Raw genomic sequence first — 15,762 nt, forward strand, 5'->3', positions numbered from 1 at the left:
AACATCATTTAGCCATCATCTTTCGCAATCCCCTGCGCTACGTCAAGGGATCGGTCAATGAAACCTGGGGGTTTTGCTCTGATGTACTACAAGGCGCAGCATTGGCTGTGTCTATGTGTCGGTCGCCGAGGGCAGAAACTTGAGGAGCCCGGGGGCAATATTGCCACGGGTTGATCTTAGCGTGCTATGAGCTTGGGGCAAGCGTTAATTTATGCTGCTCCAGGCATGAAAAAACCCGGACATACCGGGTTTTTTCAGGGGCTGCATCGTGATGCAGCGACGGCTTACGCCTTGAAAGTCTTGCCTTCGAACTGCTCGGCGACGAACTTCCAGTTGACCAGGTTCCAGAACGCCTCGACATACTTCGGACGGACGTTGCGGTAGTCGATGTAGTAGGCGTGTTCCCAGACGTCGCAGGTCAGCAGCGGGGTGTCGCCGCTGGTCAGCGGGTTGCCGGCGCCGATGGTGCTGGCCAGGGCCAGGTTACCGTCAGCCTTTTTGACCAGCCAGCCCCAGCCGGAGCCGAAGGTGCCGACGGAAGTCTTGGTGAACTCTTCCTTGAACTTTTCGAACGAACCGAACGCGGCGTTGATGGCTTCGGCCAGGGCGCCAGTTGGAGCGCCGCCAGCGTTTGGAGCCAGGCAGTTCCAGTAGAAGGTGTGGTTCCAGACCTGAGCGGCGTTGTTGAAGATACCGCCCGAGGAAGAGACGACGATTTCTTCAAGGGTCTTGCCTTCGAACTCAGTGCCTGGGACCAGGCCATTGAGGTTCACGACGTAGGTGTTGTGGTGCTTGTCGTGGTGGAATTCCAGCGTTTCCTTGGAGATGTGCGGCTGCAGGGCATCATGAGCGTACGGCAGCGCAGGTAATTCGAAAGCCATGGTGGTTCTCCTAATCAGGTCAGTTTGCGAGATACGCTAGGCCGATCACGGGCGGCCTGAGTACGCCGGCGAGTTTGTACTCTTTGCGGCGCAAGCCAAGGATCATAGCACCGGCTGTCCGGTAGAACCACGCAACAACTGTGTGGAATAGCCGCTGCAGACACCTCGTCGCCGAAACGGGCCAAGGCACGTCGACGCGTTCAGCCGGCGATCAATTGCCCTGCCACGGCGAACATCATGATGGCCACCAGCAGATCGATCAGGCGCCAGGTCGCCGGTCGTGCCAGCCACGGCGCCAACCAGGCTGCGCCGAGGGCCAAGGTGAAAAACCACAGCAGCGACGCGCTGGCGGCGCCGGCCACATAGGCACTGGGCGCTGCCTGTTGGGCGCCGAGCGAGCCGATCAGCAGCACCGTATCGAGGTACACGTGGGGGTTGAGCAGGGTCACGGCCAGCGCGCTCAGCAATACCGCCTTGAGCGAGCGCACGCCAGTGTTTTGCCCTTCTTGCAAGCTCTGCCGGCTGAGCGCGCGGCGCAGTGCCTTGCTGGCGTACCAGAGCAGAAACGCGGCGCCGCCCCAGCGTGCGATCGACAGCAGTAACGGGCTGTGCGCCAGCACCGTCGCCAGGCCGAACACGCCGGCGGTGACCAGCAGCGCGTCGCAGACCACGCATAGCGCCGCTACCGGCAGGTGATGTTCGCGGCGCAGGCTCTGCGCGAGCACGAAGGCGTTTTGTGTGCCGATGGCCATGATCAGCCCGGCGGCCACCAGCAGGCCATTGAGATAACTTTGCAGCATGTTGGCAGGCTCCTTTGAATGGGGGCAGTCTGCGCAGATGAGCGGAATAAGAAAAATCAATGTTGCTGATGTCTCATTAGAAAATATGATAACGGCGAGAGCGCTGGGCATCTTCGTTGTCATCAAGCATCATTCCCGGCCCGCGGCGCTGTCGACCCAGCGCGAGCGCCGCACTGGGCCAGGCGCTTGCAGATGCAAGCGCCAGCTCGTTGAAATACTGCAACCGAAACACAGGCGGAGCGCTTCATGAAAATTCTGGTCACCGGCGCGAGCGGGTTTATCGGCGGACGTTTTGCCCGTCACGCCCTGGAGCAGGGCTTCGAGGTGCGCGTCAATGGCCGTCGCGCCGAGGGCGTCGCCCATCTGCTGCGTCGCGGTGCACAGTTCGTCGAAGGTGATCTGAGCGATCCGCATCTGGCCCAGCGCCTGTGCATCGGTGTCGACGCGGTGGTGCATTGCGCAGGCGCCACGGGGCATTGGGGGCGCGCGCAGGATTTCCAGCAGAACACGGTGCAGGCCACCGAGAACATCGTCGAGGGCTGCCTCAAGGAACATGTGCGGCGGCTGGTGTACCTGTCGTGCGCATCGATCTATCGCAATGGCCGCTCGCAGCTGGCGATCAAGGAAGAGCCGCTGGCGCGACGCTTTGCCGATGCGGCTACGCGCAGCCGCCACCTGGCCGAGCAGAAGGTGTTCGGTGCGGCGGAGTTCGGCCTCGAAGTGATCGCCCTGCGCCCGGCCACCGTCATTGGGGCGGGAGACGTCAGCTGGTTGCCGCCTTTGATCGATCTGCAAGCCAGGCGGCGCCTGTCGATTGTCGGCAATGGCTTGAACAAGGTCGATTTCACCAGTGTGCACAACCTGACCGAAGCGCTGCTGAGCAGCGTGCTGGCAGACCCTGCTGCACTGGGCAAGGCCTACAACATCAGCAACGACACACCGATCCCGCTGTGGGACGTGGTCAATTATGCCTTGCGCCAGTTGCAGATGAGTCAGGTGACCCGTTATCGGGGGTATCGCTCGACCTGGCTCAAGGGCGCTGTCAACGAGGGCGCTTGTCTGCTTTGGCCTGGTCGCCCCCGGCCGCGGTGGTCGAGGCATGGCGCGCACAGCCTTAATGCGGATTTCACCCTCGATATTGCACGGGCACGGCATTATCTGGATTATCAGCCGCAGACCACGCTTTGGGCGGCTCTGGATGAGTTCTGCGCCTGGTGGCAGGCGCAGTGAACATCGGGTAACCCGAGCGGTTTATACTGGCGCCCCTGTAGCAAGGGGGCTTGCTCCCGAAGTAGCGTCAGCACCCTCTATGTGGCTGACATACTGCGATCGGCGTCGCACGCGCAGCCCCCACGCTACCGATGTTATCGTTTGTCAATTTTCCAAAGGGCTTTTTCAATGCGTAACGATGCTCACGATGATTTCGACGACGTACCCAGCTTGAGCGCCAGGCAGGGTGATGACGACGATGACCTCGTGCCGGCTGCGGCCTTGCGCGATCGCAACAGCGTGACGTCCCGCACCGCGCCAGTGGTCAAGGTCAAGGCGCCGGCCAGCGGCCCGTTGTGGGCCTTGGTGGTGGCGTTGTTCATCGCTCTGGGCGGCCTGGGTTGGTGGAGCTTCCAGCAGATATCGCTGATGGAGCAGCAACTGGTGGCGACCCAGGAAAGCTTCGCGCGCATCAGCGAAGACGCGGCCGGGCGCCTGCAGGCGATCACTGGCAAAGTGGCAGCCACCGAGAACCTTTCCAGCACCGACAGCGAAGCCATGAAGCTGCAACTCAAGACGCTGCAAACGCGCATGGACGAGCAGACTCGCCAGCAGGCGGGCGTTGGCACGCAGCAGAGCAGTTTGGACAAGCGTCTGGACCAGGTCTTGGCACAAGCGGCCAACCAGCAGGCCAGTAACGACCAGGTGCAAGCGCAGCTGAAGTCGCTGGCAGCGGACATGAGCAGCCTGAAGGCGGCGCAGGGTGATCAGGCGCGTTTGAGCGCCGACTTGAAATCGCTGTCCACCGATGTGGCCGCGCTGAAGAAGCAAGGCAACAACAATGACCGGCTGAGCAGCATCGAGCAGGACCTGATCGTGCTCAAGAGCGAGCAGGACAACCGCCCAGCCGCAGCTGCGCAGGCGGGGCCCAGCACTGCGGAGTTCGACAGCTTCCGCGGCCAGACCACTCGCAATATCACTACCCTGCAAAGCCAGATGCAAAATTTGCAGCAGCAGATCAACGCTCGGCAGTGAGCACTCAGGCAATCCCTGGGGGACCGGGCTGTGCCCGGGAACAGGCCATCACTACCGCTGCATCTCCAGCTATATAGGCTGGAGGTGTATTGCGCGTGATGGCCCTTTCGCGAGCAGAACTCGCTCCAACACGGAGTGTGTTCGCAGTGGAATCTGAATTTACATCGCCGGGTAGTCGGTATAGCCCGCAGGGCCATCGGCGTAGAACAGTTCCGGACGCGCTTCATTCAACGGCGCACCGGCTTGCAGTCGAGCTGGCAGGTCCGGGTTGGCAATGAACGGCACGCCGAAGGCCACGGCATCGGCGGTACCGTTGGCCAGCGCGGCATTGGCGGTTTCGGCGGTGAAGCGTTCGTTGACGATGTACGGGCCTTGGAATGCGTCACGCAATTGCGCCGCCAGGCTGTCGTCAGCTTCGCGCTCGCGCGAGCAGATGAACGCGATGCCACGCTTGCCCAGCTCGCGCGCCACGTAGGTGAAGGTCGCCGCCAGGTCTTCGTCGCCCATGTCGTGTAGATCGGCCCGTGGCGACAGGTGCATGCCCACGCGCTGGGCGCCCCACACGCCAATCACTGCATCGGTCACTTCAAGCAGCAGACGTGCACGGTTTTCCACTGAGCCGCCGTACTGGTCGGTGCGCTGGTTGGTACCGCTTTGCAGGAACTGATCCAACAGATAGCCGTTGGCGCCGTGCACTTCGACTCCGTCGAAGCCGGCGGCCTTGGCGTTCTCGGCGCCGGCGCGGTAAGCCTCGACCACGTCGCTGATCTCTTCGGTATCCAGGGCGCGCGGCGTCGGGAAATCGGCCAGTGGACGCACCAGGCTGACATGCCCGGCCGGCTGGATCGCGCTCGGGCCGACCGGCAGTTCACCGTTCAGGTAGCTCGGGTGGGAGATGCGGCCGACGTGCCACAACTGCAGGAAGATGCGCCCACCTGCGGCATGAACGGCGTTGGTGACCTGGGTCCAGCCACGCACTTGCTCGTCGTTCCAGATGCCCGGGGTGTTGGGATAGCCGACGCCCATGGGCGTCACCGAGGTGGCTTCGGAAAGAATCAGCCCGGCGCTGGCGCGTTGCACGTAGTACTCGGCCATCATCGCATTGGGCACGCGGCCTTCGTCGGCACGGCAACGGGTCAGCGGCGCCATGATGATGCGGTTGGGCAGTTGCAGGTCACCGAGGGTGATAGGGTCGAAAATCGTGGTCATGACAAGCTTCCTGGGGAATGGACAAGGGTTATCGAGTCGGTGAATCACCTGAGCCAGCTCAGAGCTGCTGGCTCAGGTGTTCGAGAAACTGCCGGATGGCGTCCTCGTTACGTTTGAAAAAGTGCCACTGCCCGACCTTTTGACTGGTGATCAGCCCCGCGCGCTGCAGCGTGGCCAGGTGCGCCGACACGGTGGACTGCGATAAGCCGCAGCGCTGGTCGATCTGCCCGGCACATACGCCATGGTCATGGCCGTAGTACTGCTCGGGGAATTGCTGAAGGGGGTCCTTCAGCCAATGCAGAATGTCGCGCCGCACAGGGTGGGCGATGGCTTTTATTATGTCGTCGAGGGGCATGGCAGTTGGTCTCGGCAGTTTGAGGCTGGAGCGAATAACGGTATATCGCGATAGGGCGAAATATAGATCGGTACTTGACGATATACAAATACCCATCGCTGCTAAGGTCATTCCGTTTGACGCTATATGGTTCTAAGTGAGGGGCGTGACAGGAATGCTAAGCTCGCCAGCATGAATTATCTCGCGCACCTGCACCTGGGCGGCCAGAGCCCGGATCACTGGCTCGGCAGCCTGTATGGCGATTTCGTCAAAGGCCGTCTTGAAGGCCGTTTCAGCCCTGAGCTGGAGGCGGGTATCCGCCTGCACCGGCAAATCGATGCCTACACCGACAGCCATCCCCTGGTGCTGACCGCGCTGGAACGTTTCCCAGTAGCACGGCGGCGTTATGCGGGCATCCTCCTCGACGTGTTCTTCGATCACTGTCTGGCATTGCACTGGCGCGATTATGACGATCGGCCGCTCGCCGGGTTCACTTCGCAGGTGTACGCCGTGCTGGCCGCGCAGGACGAACTGCCGGGGCGGCTGGCGGGGGTGGCGCCTTACCTGATTGCCGGCGACTGGCTTGGGTCCTATGCCGAGTTTGCGGTGCTGGAACAGGTGTTCAACGGCATTGCGCGGCGGTTGAGCAAGCCCGAGGGGCTGGCGGGGGCATTCGCCGAGGTGAAGGCGCTGTATGGGCCGCTGACCGAGGATTTTCGGCGGTTTTATCCGGTGTTACAGCAGTTTGCGCGAAGTGCCTGAGTCGAGGTGAGCCGTTGCGGCCTCTTCGCGAGCAAGCTTTGCTCCCACAGTGTCTACAGTGCCAGAGTCTTACGCTTGTGGGAGCAAGGCTGGCCCGCGAACCTCTTGAGGCCCTGTGGCCAACCGCGGCTCTTCGCGACTGTCACCAAACAACGCCACCCGCACCGCTTCCTGAGCCTTGAACGCCAGCGCCGCGCGCTCAACGGCGCGAGTCTCGATAGGCTCCAGCAGATAGATATCCACTTCCCCGGCATCGGCCCGGAGTAGGCGCATCAGGTGCGACAGCAGGTCGTCGTCGCCAATGAAGGGCGCGATCGGGTCCAGCTTCGTCCCGCGACCATAGCGGATTGCCACCGGCTGCACTGCCACGCCGACATCGGCCGCACAGGCTAGCAGCCGACCGTGGAAGGTCCGCAACTGGCGGCCGTCGGTGGTCGTTCCCTCGGGGAAAATCATCAGCGGGCAGCCGTCCTCCAGGCGCAAGGCCATTTCCCGGCGCAGGCGTTGACTGTCGTTGGCGCCGCGGCGGATGAACAGGGTCCCGGCGTGCTGCGCCAGCCACCCGGCGATTGGCCAATGGCGCACCTCGGCCTTGGACAGAAACGACAGTGGCGCGATTTGCCCGAGCAGGGCGATGTCGGTCCAGGACACATGATTGCTGACCCACAGCATCGGCTGTTGCGGCACCACACCATGGACCCGTACGGTGAACGGCAGGGCGCGCGTCAGGCGGCCCATGAAACTGCGCGTCCAACGCTGGCGCCGAGTCATCGAGCCTGCCAGCCCCAGCCGTTCGCCGACGATAAAGGCCGCCGCCAGCACCAGGCCGTAGGCCACCACCAGCACGATCCGCCCGATCCGCACTGCCAACCGCAGCGCGCGCATCACACGGCCGCCCGGAAGTGACGGGCGTAGCGCGGGCACAGATCGTCGCGCTTTAGCAGGATGAACACATCGGCGACCTGGAAATCCTCGTCCCAGCAGGGCTCGCCGCAGACTTTGGCGCCCAGGCGCATATAGGCCTTGAGCAGCGGCGGCATCTGCGCCGTGACGTTACTCGGGATCTGCGCTGCCGGCAGGGGCTTGCGCGGTTCGGCGCGCAGGTTCTGGGTGCACAGATGGCGCTCGCGCAAGCGTTGCATGATTGCCTCGGCCTGCACGCCGCCGTCCTGCATCGGAATGCTCGCGCAGCCCATCAGGTAACTGTAGCCGCCTTCGTTGAGGACTTCGGCCAGTTCGCCCCAGAGCACGGCGATGGTGCCGCCGTTGCGGTAGGCGGGATCGACGCAGGTGCGGCCGATTTCCAGCACCGGGCCTTGCAGGCCGCCCAGGCCATGGAGATTGAATTCCTCTTCGCTGTAAAAGCGCCCCAGATAACGCGCCGCGCGATGATCGAGCAGGCGGGTGGTGGCCACCAGACGACCGTTGCTCAGGTCGCGCACGCCGATGTGCCAGCAGTGGCGGTCGTAGTCGTCACGGTCCAGTCCGTCCTCGGCGCCTTGCAGGCGGGCATTGAATTCGCGGCTGAACACCTCGAAGCGCAGGGCCTGCGCCTCCTGCAGGGCGCGGCTGCCGAGCAGGCGTTCGGCGACCAGACGGCGCGCTGCGGGGGTGTCGCCTGAGCATGCGATGTGAGTCATTGCGAGTCTCCAAATTCGGACTTGGGGTTGCAGCCAATGAACTTTGTTGTGCAATCTCAGGCTAAGTAGCAGCAGTGTCGTCACCATGACGTTTGGGTGATGCTTGTATGACAGCCTCCGAGGACCACACGCCATGACCTGGCTCACTTTGCTGAACCTGCGTGAACGCCTGCCGGCGGGCGCTGAAAATACCGAACCCGAAGCCCATGTCGCCGGCGGCGCGCTGGTCAGCGGCGGGGGTGTTTCCATCGCCGACACTTATGCCGCGTTGCTGCAACGCTGGGGCAATCGTTCGCCGTTCGAACTGGCGGTGCTGGGCGGGCATCTGGCGAGCACCCCGGGCCTGGCGTTTCTGTTCGGTTATCAAGCGGCCCTGCGCGCGCTGTGGCCCAGCGCGCCGTTGAGCCTGGGGGCGATCTGCGCTACCGAGCAGCGCAGTTTGCGCCCGGCCGATCTCACTACCCGTCTGCACAACCTGCGGTTGAGCGGGCAAAAGGATTTCGTCACGGCGGGCCATGCCGCCGACTGGCTGTTGGTAGCGGCGCGCAGCGAGGCTGTCGGCGAGGCGCCGCGCTTGAGCCTGGCGGTGGTCTATCCCGGCGAGGTCGGGGTGCGCCTCGAGGCCTTGCCCGCGCTGCCGCTGATCCCGGACATCAGCCATTCCCGCCTGCACCTCGACAACGCGGCCTGCGACCTGCTGGCGGGCGATGGCTGGGACGCTTACGTCAAACCGTTCCGCAGCCTCGAAGACCTTTACGTGCTCAGTGCCCTGGCAGCTTGGCTGTATGGCGTCGGTCAGCAACAGCAATGGCCGCACTCCCTGCAACTACGTCTGCTCGGTCTACTCGGCGGCTGCGCTGAAGCCACCCGCCAGTGCCCCGATGCCGCCGTCAGTCACCTGTTGCTCGGCGGCCTGTTCGCCCAGTTCGACGCCCTGCAGGATGACCTGGGTGTAGCGCTGGCCAGCGGTGAAGCGGCCAGCGCGCAGATGTGGCAGCGTGATCGTGGCGTACTGACCCTGGCGGCCAGCGCGCGACAGCAGCGTCTGGACAAAGCCCTGCAGGCGCTGGGGTACTGATGGCCGGTCCGATTTTTCCATGGCGCAGCACCAACCGTTTTCAACTGCTGGTCGATGGTCCGCAGTTTTTCCCGCGCATGCTGGCGGCGATCGATGCCGCGCAGACGCAAGTCGATCTGGAACTTTATCTGGTGGAGGCGGGGGCCTGCGCCGATGAAGTCGTGGAGGCGCTGGCCAGGGCTGCCGAGCGTGGCGTCACGGTGCGTTGCCTGTTTGACGGTTATGGCAGCCTGGCGTTTGGTCAGGGGCAGCGCGAGCGGCTGCTGGTCGCTGGCGTCGAGTTGCGCCTGTACAACGCTGTGCGTCTGCATCGCGGGCTGCGCAATCTGTACCGCGATCACCGCAAGCTGCTGCTGGTCGACCAAGCCTTGGCGGTGGTCGGCGGCACCGGTGTGACCGATCAATTCTGGACCCCAGGCGAAACGTCCAGCGAATGGCACGAGATCATGGTCGAGATGCATGGCCCGCTGGTGCTCGATTGGCAGGCGCTGTTCGACCGCCAATGGCGCGCCAACCTGCGCCGCACCGCCTGGCGCCCGGCCACCCATTTCGGCCTGCCGCACCTGCCGCCCACGCCAGTCACCGGCAGTGGCCTGGGCCGCGTGGCGTACGCCGACTCGCGCCAGCACCGCGATATCCTCCGCTCGCTGGTGCGCAATCTCAACAGCGGGCAAAAACGCATTTGGCTGGCGACCCCGTACTTCCTCCCGACCTGGTCGGTGCGCCGTTCTCTGCGCCGCGCGGCCGCGCGCGGGCTGGACGTGCGCCTGCTGCTCACCGGCCCGCGTACCGATCATCCGTCGGTGCGCTATGCGGGGCATCGCTACTACCCGAAGTTGCTGCGCGCGGGAGTGAAGATCTTCGAGTACCAGCCGTGCTTTTTGCACCTGAAGATGGTGCTGGTGGACGACTGGGTGAGCCTCGGCTCGTGCAACTTCGATCACTGGAACCTGCGCTTCAACCTCGAAGCCAACCTCGAGGCGCTGGACCCGGACTTGACCCGCGACGTGGAGGCCAGCTTCGAGCGCGATTTCGCCGCCAGTCACCTGATCAGCCTCGACGCCTGGCACTCCCGGCCACTGTGGTGGCGAGTGCAGCAGCGTATCTGGGGGTGGCTGGATCGGCTGGTGGTCAACTTGCTGGATCGGCGGGGGTGATCGATGTACGGAGCTGAAGAGGGGTGGGAGATTTTGCAGTTTTGCGCAAGCCAAGCAGACCCCTTCGAGGGCAAACCTTGCTCCCACAGCAGTGCGACTCAGGATCAGTCGACACTGTGAGACCCAGGCTTGCCCGCGAAGAGGCCATAAGTATCAGCAGATCTTTTCTGACAGTCCGCAGAGGCACACCCCCGCAGACCTTTCGTTACTTGATTTCGACCGCCAGGCTTTCAGCGATCTTCTTCTGCCAGATCGCAGGACCGGTGATGTGCACCGACTCACCTTTGCTGTCCACGGCAACCGTGACGGGCATGTCCTTGACCTCGAACTCGTAGATGGCTTCCATCCCCAGCTCTTCGAAGGCCACCACGCGCGATTTCTTGATCGCCTGAGCGACCAGGTAGGCGGCGCCACCGACGGCCATCAGGTACACGGCCTTGTAGTCCTTGATCGCTTCGATCGCGGTGGGGCCGCGTTCGGATTTGCCGATCATGCCCAGCAGGCCGGTTTGATCGAGGATCTGACGGGTGAACTTGTCCATCCGCGTGGCGGTGGTCGGGCCGGCCGGGCCGACCACTTCTTCGCGTACCGGATCGACCGGGCCGACGTAGTAGATGAAGCGGCCCTTGAGGTCCACCGGCAGCTTCTCGCCGCGGTTGAGCATCTCGACCATGCGCTTGTGCGCGGCGTCGCGGCCGGTGAGCATCTTGCCGTTGAGCAGCACGGTCTCGCCTGGCTGCCAGCTCTGCACGTCTTCCGGGGTCAGGGTGTCGAGGTTGACGCGGCGTGCCGATGGGCCGGCTTCCCAGACGATTTCAGGGTAGGCGTCCAGGTCCGGCGCTTCGAGCTCGGCCGGGCCGCTGCCATCGAGCACGAAGTGCGCGTGACGGGTGGCGGCGCAGTTGGGGATCATGCACACCGGCAGGGACGCGGCGTGGGTGGGGTAATCCATGATTTTGACGTCGAGCACGGTGGTCAGGCCGCCGAGGCCCTGGGCGCCGATGCCCAGCTGGTTGACCTTGTCGAACAGCTCCAGGCGGATCTCTTCGATACGATTGGACGGGCCGCGGGCCTTGAGCTCATGGATGTCGATGGACTCCATCAACACTTCCTTGGCCATGACCGCGGCCTTTTCGGCGGTACCGCCGATGCCGATGCCGAGCATGCCCGGCGGGCACCAGCCCGCGCCCATGGTCGGGACGGTCTTGAGCACCCAGTCGACGATCGAGTCGGACGGGTTGAGCATGGCCATCTTGGACTTGTTCTCGGAGCCGCCACCCTTGGCCGCCACGTCCACTTCCACGGTGTTACCCGGGACGATGGAGTAGTGGATGACCGCCGGGGTGTTGTCCTTGGTGTTTTTGCGGGCACCGGCCGGGTCGGCCAGGATCGAGGCGCGCAGGACGTTTTCCGGCAGGTTGTAGGCGCGACGCACGCCCTCGTTGATCATGTCATCGAGGCTCATGGTGGCACCGTCCCAGCTGACGCTCATGCCGACGCGCACGAACACGGTAACGATACCGGTGTCCTGGCAGATCGGCCGATGGCCGGTGGCGCACATGCGCGAGTTGATCAAAATCTGGGCGATGGAATCACGGGCTGCGGGCGATTCTTCGCGCAGGTAAGCCTCGTGCATGGCCTGGATGAAATCCACGGGGTGATAGAAGGAAATGAACTGCAAGGCATCGGCGACGCTCTGTATCAGGTCGTCTTGTTTGATCACGGTCATGGCGCGCGCTCCTCTTTAAGGCGGGAACATTCATTAAGGTGACTCAGCCAGGGCCGACTCATCCTTCAAGGTGCGCCGACCCATAGTGGTCAACGCAAAAAGGCGCGGCAGTATACCGCGCATCCATTCGTCGCACACGCGCCTAAGGTCTTGTTGCGGGCGTTTATCGGTCCTGTCGTGAGGGTGTACGGCAGGGGGCAGGGAGCACAAAAGTTGTACAGAAGGTTAAAAATTGGATAGTTATTTTCGGGCCACGGCACTAAAGTGGCATCTGGCCATAAGCCCATCGGCTGCCAATCAGGGATGGAGTCCCTTAGCGTACGGTGAGTCAACGAGTGACCGAAAAAGCCACACAAAAACTACTTCTGAAACGCTTTATCCTTGCCGCAGGCACCTATTGCATGGTGCTGGTGCTGATGTGGGTAGCGATTCTAGGCGATTACTTCCAAGCCGCCATTTTCACTGCCGTTGTGGGCAGCGGCCTCGTGCTGCTCAGCCAATCGGTGCTGCTGGTGTTGTTCCTGCGCGGTGATAACCAGCGTTTCAGCGACCCCAGCCTGACCGAGATCCAAGTGGTCATGGCGGTGTGCTGGCACACTTGGTTCCTGGCCCAGTTGCAGTCGGCTCGGGGTTCGTTGCTGGTGTTCTACGTGCTGATCCTGCTGTTCGGCCTGTTCCACCTCAAGCAACGGGTATTCATGCGTTGCGCGGTGTTGGTATTCGTGGCGTTCTCCGGCCTCAACCTGTGGGAAGGCTACGCGGGAAGCCTGGGCGATCCGGGGCTGGCGTCGCTGCAGGTGTGCGTGCTGTTCGTGGTGCTAGTGTGGCTGTGTCTGTATGCCAGCTATGTGCAGGCCTCTCGCCATCGCATGCGCCAGCGTCGCTTTGCCTTGCAGGCTCACCAGGACACCTTGCGCGGCATGATGCGCCAGCTGGAGGACCTGGTGGCCACCGACGAATTGACCGGCCTGTTCAACCGGCGTCATTTTCTGCGTCTGGCGTCCCGCGAGTTGATGCTGTTAAGCAACGGCGCGCGCCACGGCATGGCGCTGATCGACCTCGATCACTTCAAGCGCATCAACGATATGCATGGCCACGCGGCGGGCGATCAGGTGCTGCAGGCCTTTGCCGAGGTCGCCGCGGGGTGTCTGCGCGAAGGCGACATCCTCGCCCGTTACGGTGGCGAGGAGTTCGTGCTGTTGCTGCCCAACTGCGACAGCGCGCACCTGGTGGCCTGCTGCGAGCGGTTGCGGCTGGCCTTTGCTGGCTCGATGCCGCTGGGTGACAAGATCGATGGCTTGAGCCTTTCGGCGGGCATGACGATGCTGGCTCCCGGCGACGATCTCGATGATGCCTTGCAAAGGGCCGATCAGGCGCTTTACCGTGCCAAGCGAGGGGGGCGCAATCGGTGCGCCGCCGCCTGGGAAACCGCGGATGCCTGAATTGAGTGTGGGCCCGCAGCGTTGGCCGGTCGCACCCGGCAGCAACCTGCTCGATGCCCTTAACGATGCCGGCCTGAATGTGCCCTACAGTTGCCGCGCCGGCAGTTGCCACGCGTGTATGGTGCGCTGCGTGGCCGGCGAACCGCTGGACAGCACCCCTGGGGCGCTGACGGCTGCCCAGCGCCAGGCGGGCTGGCGGCTGGCCTGCCAATGCCGAGTGACGGACGATCTTGAAGTGGCGCTGTTCGACCCACGCCGCGATGGCCTGGATGCCGAACTCATCGCCTGCGACTGGCTCAGCGCCGGGGTGCTGCGTCTTCGCCTGCGCCCGGAACGACCCTTGCGCTATCACGCCGGTCAGCATCTATTGCTCTACAGCGGCGTGGTGGCCCGACCGTACTCGATCGCCAGCCTGCCCCAGCAAGACGATTTTCTGGAATTCCACCTCGACTGCCGCCGGCCGGGGGCTTTCATTGATCGTGCGCGCAGCTTTCAGGTAGGCGACCACCTGCGCTTGGGTGAATTACGCGGTGGGGCGCTGCATTATGACCCCGACTGGCAGCAGCGCCCCTTGTGGTTGCTGGCCGCCGGCACCGGACTGGCGCCGCTGTGGGGCGTGTTGCGCGAGGCTTTGCGTCAGGAACACCAAGGGCTGATTCGCCTGGTGCATGCGGTGCAGGAGGACGGTGAGTACTATCTGGCCGAACCGCTGCGTGCGCTCGCGGCGCAATACCCACAACTGGAAGTCGAGTTTCACGCTCCGGCAGATCTGCCCTCGGCGCTCAGTCGGCTGCGCTTGCCGTCGCGCCAGACCCAGGCGCTGGTGTGCGGTTCACCGGCCAGCGTCGAAGCCTTTTCACGCAGGCTGTTCCTGGCGGGACTACCCCGTAGCCAGTTGCTGAGCGACGTTTTTACCGGCCGAGCCTGAGCGGGGGCTGCAGCCAACAATGGCGGGCGTGGTTTACCTGTCAGTTCTGCTAGTTACGTCGATCTTCCATAGCCGCTTGAATAGACGGGCAATTTCTTGCCCAACTACTCAAGGATTCGACATGACCACTGTGACCGCCCCGCGCTCGAAAACCCGCGCTGATGGAATGCTGCCGATTGACGGCGACATCGTTTCCATTCTGCAACTGCCCGAATCGACTAAAAAAATTCTGGCGATCAATCAGGGCTACGAATATTGCGTAGCCCGCGTCGATGATCAATTGAACCTGGACCCTTCATTCGGTCCCAATGGCACCGGCTTTCTGGAAGACACCTTTTCCCAGGACAGCTTCGGCTTCCCGGCGCTGGCTACGGTCTCTCGGCAAGGCGACAAGTTGCTGGTCGTCGGTGCCTTTTTCGATCTGATGACCTCCCTCGACTGCCTGGCGCTGGCCCGGTATGACAGCGAAGGCAATGTGGATAGCAGCTTCGGTGACAACGGCAAGGTGATCGTCAACCTGCCGCACGCTAGCCGCCGACGTCGACAGACGGGCGTACAGCGTGCTCCCGGGGTGCAAATCTGCCGAGATCCCGTGGTACAGGCCGATGGCAAGATCGTGTTCTTCTTCCTCGAGGTCAGTGACGAGTATCGCGACGGCCGGGCATTCCTGATTCGCCTGACCGCCGAAGGCGACCTGGATTCAAGCTTCAACGCGCAGGGTTTCACCCATGTCACCTTTGGCGAGGATGAACTCAATCCCAAGGGTGTGTGGGTCCAGGCTGACCAGAAGCTGTTGGTCTACGGTGGAACCCAGCCGGACGCCGGTGGTACCAGCACCGCTATCATCGGTCGATTCAACAGTGATGGCAGCCTGGATCGCACCTTCAATGCTACCGGTTACGTGGCCGTGGGCACGGTGGGCGTCGTCTCGCGCTTCACTTCGCTGCTGATCGACGCCCAGCAGCGAATCGTCGCGATCGGCAATGATGATGATTACCTGCTGATGACGCGTCGTCTGGCCAATGGCCAAGCCGACGGTGACTTCAACGGCGGTGCACCATTGGTGCTCGATCTGCCGATGGCCGTGCAGGCGCTGCCAGGCTTGCTGGAGCAAGACGGTGCGCTACTGGTCGCCGGGACGTGCTCCACCGTCGATGGCCGCGAGGACAGAGGGGTGCTGTTGCGTCTGTTACCGACTGGCGAGCTGGATGGCCGCTTTGCTGACGGCGCAGGCTATCGTATGGCCGAGCAGGAGTCGGAGTGGCTGGATCTGGCCATTGAGCCTGACGGTAAGATCGTCACTGCTGGCTATGCTTACGAGCAAGGCTATGTCGCGTGGATTCAGCGGGTTGGCAAGGACGGTTGAGCCTGGGCTGGTCGTCGTGAAGATGGCCATGGTTGCAGGGTTTTTTATCGTCGCATGCAGGGTCTGGGGAACTTGAGGAGGCTGGGGTGGCCGCCCCCACCATTGGCCCTTCGCTGACGCTCCGGGCTCCCGCGTGAAGGCACGCTTGCGGCCTGCTGAAAGGGGACGGCGACCCCAGTGGCCGACTCGAAA

Annotated in this window: 15 protein-coding genes; 8 read left to right on the plus strand and 7 right to left on the minus strand. The window is 63.2% G+C overall.

The features are described from left to right. Positions 1 to 284: 284 nt before the first annotated feature. Both LIX93_RS25220 and LIX93_RS25225 read right to left on the minus strand, forming a co-directional pair. Positions 285 to 881: a Fe-Mn family superoxide dismutase gene (locus LIX93_RS25220; protein ID WP_226506792.1), complete on the minus strand. Its 597-nt coding sequence runs from the start codon at positions 879 to 881 to the stop codon at positions 285 to 287. 200 nt (positions 882 to 1,081) lie between these two features. Continuing rightward, on the minus strand, positions 1,082 to 1,681 hold the full coding sequence (locus LIX93_RS25225) for a LysE/ArgO family amino acid transporter (RefSeq protein WP_226506793.1): 600 nt from the start codon (positions 1,679 to 1,681) through the stop codon (positions 1,082 to 1,084). Between the two features lie 246 nt (positions 1,682 to 1,927). On the opposite strand from LIX93_RS25225, the gene LIX93_RS25230 reads away from it, so the two are divergent. Both LIX93_RS25230 and LIX93_RS25235 read left to right on the plus strand, forming a co-directional pair. Beyond that, a complete protein-coding gene (locus LIX93_RS25230; protein WP_226506794.1) occupies positions 1,928 to 2,911 on the plus strand; it encodes an NAD(P)-dependent oxidoreductase in 984 nt (327 codons plus the stop codon). 168 nt (positions 2,912 to 3,079) lie between these two features. Continuing rightward, positions 3,080 to 3,925 carry an ATPase gene (locus LIX93_RS25235; protein ID WP_226506795.1) on the plus strand — a complete coding sequence of 282 codons (846 nt, stop codon included), beginning with the start codon at positions 3,080 to 3,082 and terminating at the stop codon, positions 3,923 to 3,925. A 159-nt stretch (positions 3,926 to 4,084) separates the two neighbouring features. On the opposite strand, the gene LIX93_RS25240 is transcribed toward LIX93_RS25235, so the two are convergent. Both LIX93_RS25240 and LIX93_RS25245 read right to left on the minus strand, forming a co-directional pair. Next, entirely contained in the window at positions 4,085 to 5,134 is a 1,050-nt protein-coding gene (locus tag LIX93_RS25240) for an alkene reductase (protein WP_226506796.1), read from the minus strand. Between the two features lie 58 nt (positions 5,135 to 5,192). Then, a complete protein-coding gene (locus LIX93_RS25245) occupies positions 5,193 to 5,489 on the minus strand; it encodes a helix-turn-helix transcriptional regulator (protein ID WP_226506797.1) in 297 nt (98 codons plus the stop codon). A 171-nt stretch (positions 5,490 to 5,660) separates the two neighbouring features. Between LIX93_RS25245 and LIX93_RS25250 the strand changes: the two genes are divergently transcribed. After that, entirely contained in the window at positions 5,661 to 6,230 is a 570-nt protein-coding gene (locus LIX93_RS25250; protein ID WP_226506798.1) for an ACP phosphodiesterase, read from the plus strand. 69 nt (positions 6,231 to 6,299) lie between these two features. Here the strand turns inward: LIX93_RS25250 and LIX93_RS25255 are convergent, their stop codons facing one another. Together LIX93_RS25255 and olsB are read right to left on the minus strand one after the other, a co-directional pair. Then, entirely contained in the window at positions 6,300 to 7,115 is an 816-nt protein-coding gene (locus LIX93_RS25255; RefSeq protein WP_226506799.1) for a lysophospholipid acyltransferase family protein, read from the minus strand. Beyond that, positions 7,115 to 7,870, minus strand: coding sequence for an L-ornithine N(alpha)-acyltransferase (olsB, locus tag LIX93_RS25260; RefSeq protein ID WP_226506800.1), 756 nt, complete (start codon positions 7,868 to 7,870; stop codon positions 7,115 to 7,117). Before olsB ends, LIX93_RS25255 begins: the two co-directional genes overlap by 1 nt. A 133-nt stretch (positions 7,871 to 8,003) precedes the next feature. On the opposite strand from olsB, the gene LIX93_RS25265 reads away from it, so the two are divergent. Continuing rightward, on the plus strand, positions 8,004 to 8,948 hold the full coding sequence (locus tag LIX93_RS25265) for an acyl-CoA dehydrogenase (protein ID WP_226506801.1): 945 nt from the start codon (positions 8,004 to 8,006) through the stop codon (positions 8,946 to 8,948). Further along, the gene (locus LIX93_RS25270) at positions 8,948 to 10,105 is read left to right on the plus strand and encodes a phosphatidylserine/phosphatidylglycerophosphate/cardiolipin synthase family protein (protein ID WP_226506802.1); all 1,158 of its coding nucleotides are present in this window, start codon (positions 8,948 to 8,950) and stop codon (positions 10,103 to 10,105) included. Before LIX93_RS25265 ends, LIX93_RS25270 begins: the two co-directional genes overlap by 1 nt. Positions 10,106 to 10,310: 205 nt before the next feature. Here LIX93_RS25270 and LIX93_RS25275 read toward each other — a convergent pair whose 3' ends face one another. Further along, positions 10,311 to 11,834, minus strand: a complete 1,524-nt coding sequence (locus tag LIX93_RS25275) for a fumarate hydratase (RefSeq protein ID WP_226506803.1) — start codon at positions 11,832 to 11,834, stop codon at positions 10,311 to 10,313. Positions 11,835 to 12,169: 335 nt separating this feature from the next. Here LIX93_RS25275 and LIX93_RS25280 point away from each other — a divergent pair, with 335 nt between their 5' ends. The 3 genes from LIX93_RS25280 to LIX93_RS25290 all read left to right on the plus strand — a co-directional run bounded on the left by LIX93_RS25280 (position 12,170) and on the right by LIX93_RS25290 (position 15,570). Continuing rightward, the gene (locus tag LIX93_RS25280; protein ID WP_226506804.1) at positions 12,170 to 13,276 is read left to right on the plus strand and encodes a GGDEF domain-containing protein; all 1,107 of its coding nucleotides are present in this window, start codon (positions 12,170 to 12,172) and stop codon (positions 13,274 to 13,276) included. Then, entirely contained in the window at positions 13,269 to 14,204 is a 936-nt protein-coding gene (locus tag LIX93_RS25285; protein ID WP_226506805.1) for an iron-sulfur-binding ferredoxin reductase, read from the plus strand. Before LIX93_RS25280 ends, LIX93_RS25285 begins: the two co-directional genes overlap by 8 nt. A 121-nt stretch (positions 14,205 to 14,325) precedes the next feature. Next, positions 14,326 to 15,570, plus strand: a complete 1,245-nt coding sequence (locus LIX93_RS25290; RefSeq protein ID WP_226506806.1) for a hypothetical protein — start codon at positions 14,326 to 14,328, stop codon at positions 15,568 to 15,570. Positions 15,571 to 15,762 lie beyond the last annotated feature (192 nt).

The sequence above is a fragment of the Pseudomonas sp. MWU16-30317 genome, from assembly GCF_020515695.1.
GTDB lineage: Bacteria > Pseudomonadota > Gammaproteobacteria > Pseudomonadales > Pseudomonadaceae > Aquipseudomonas.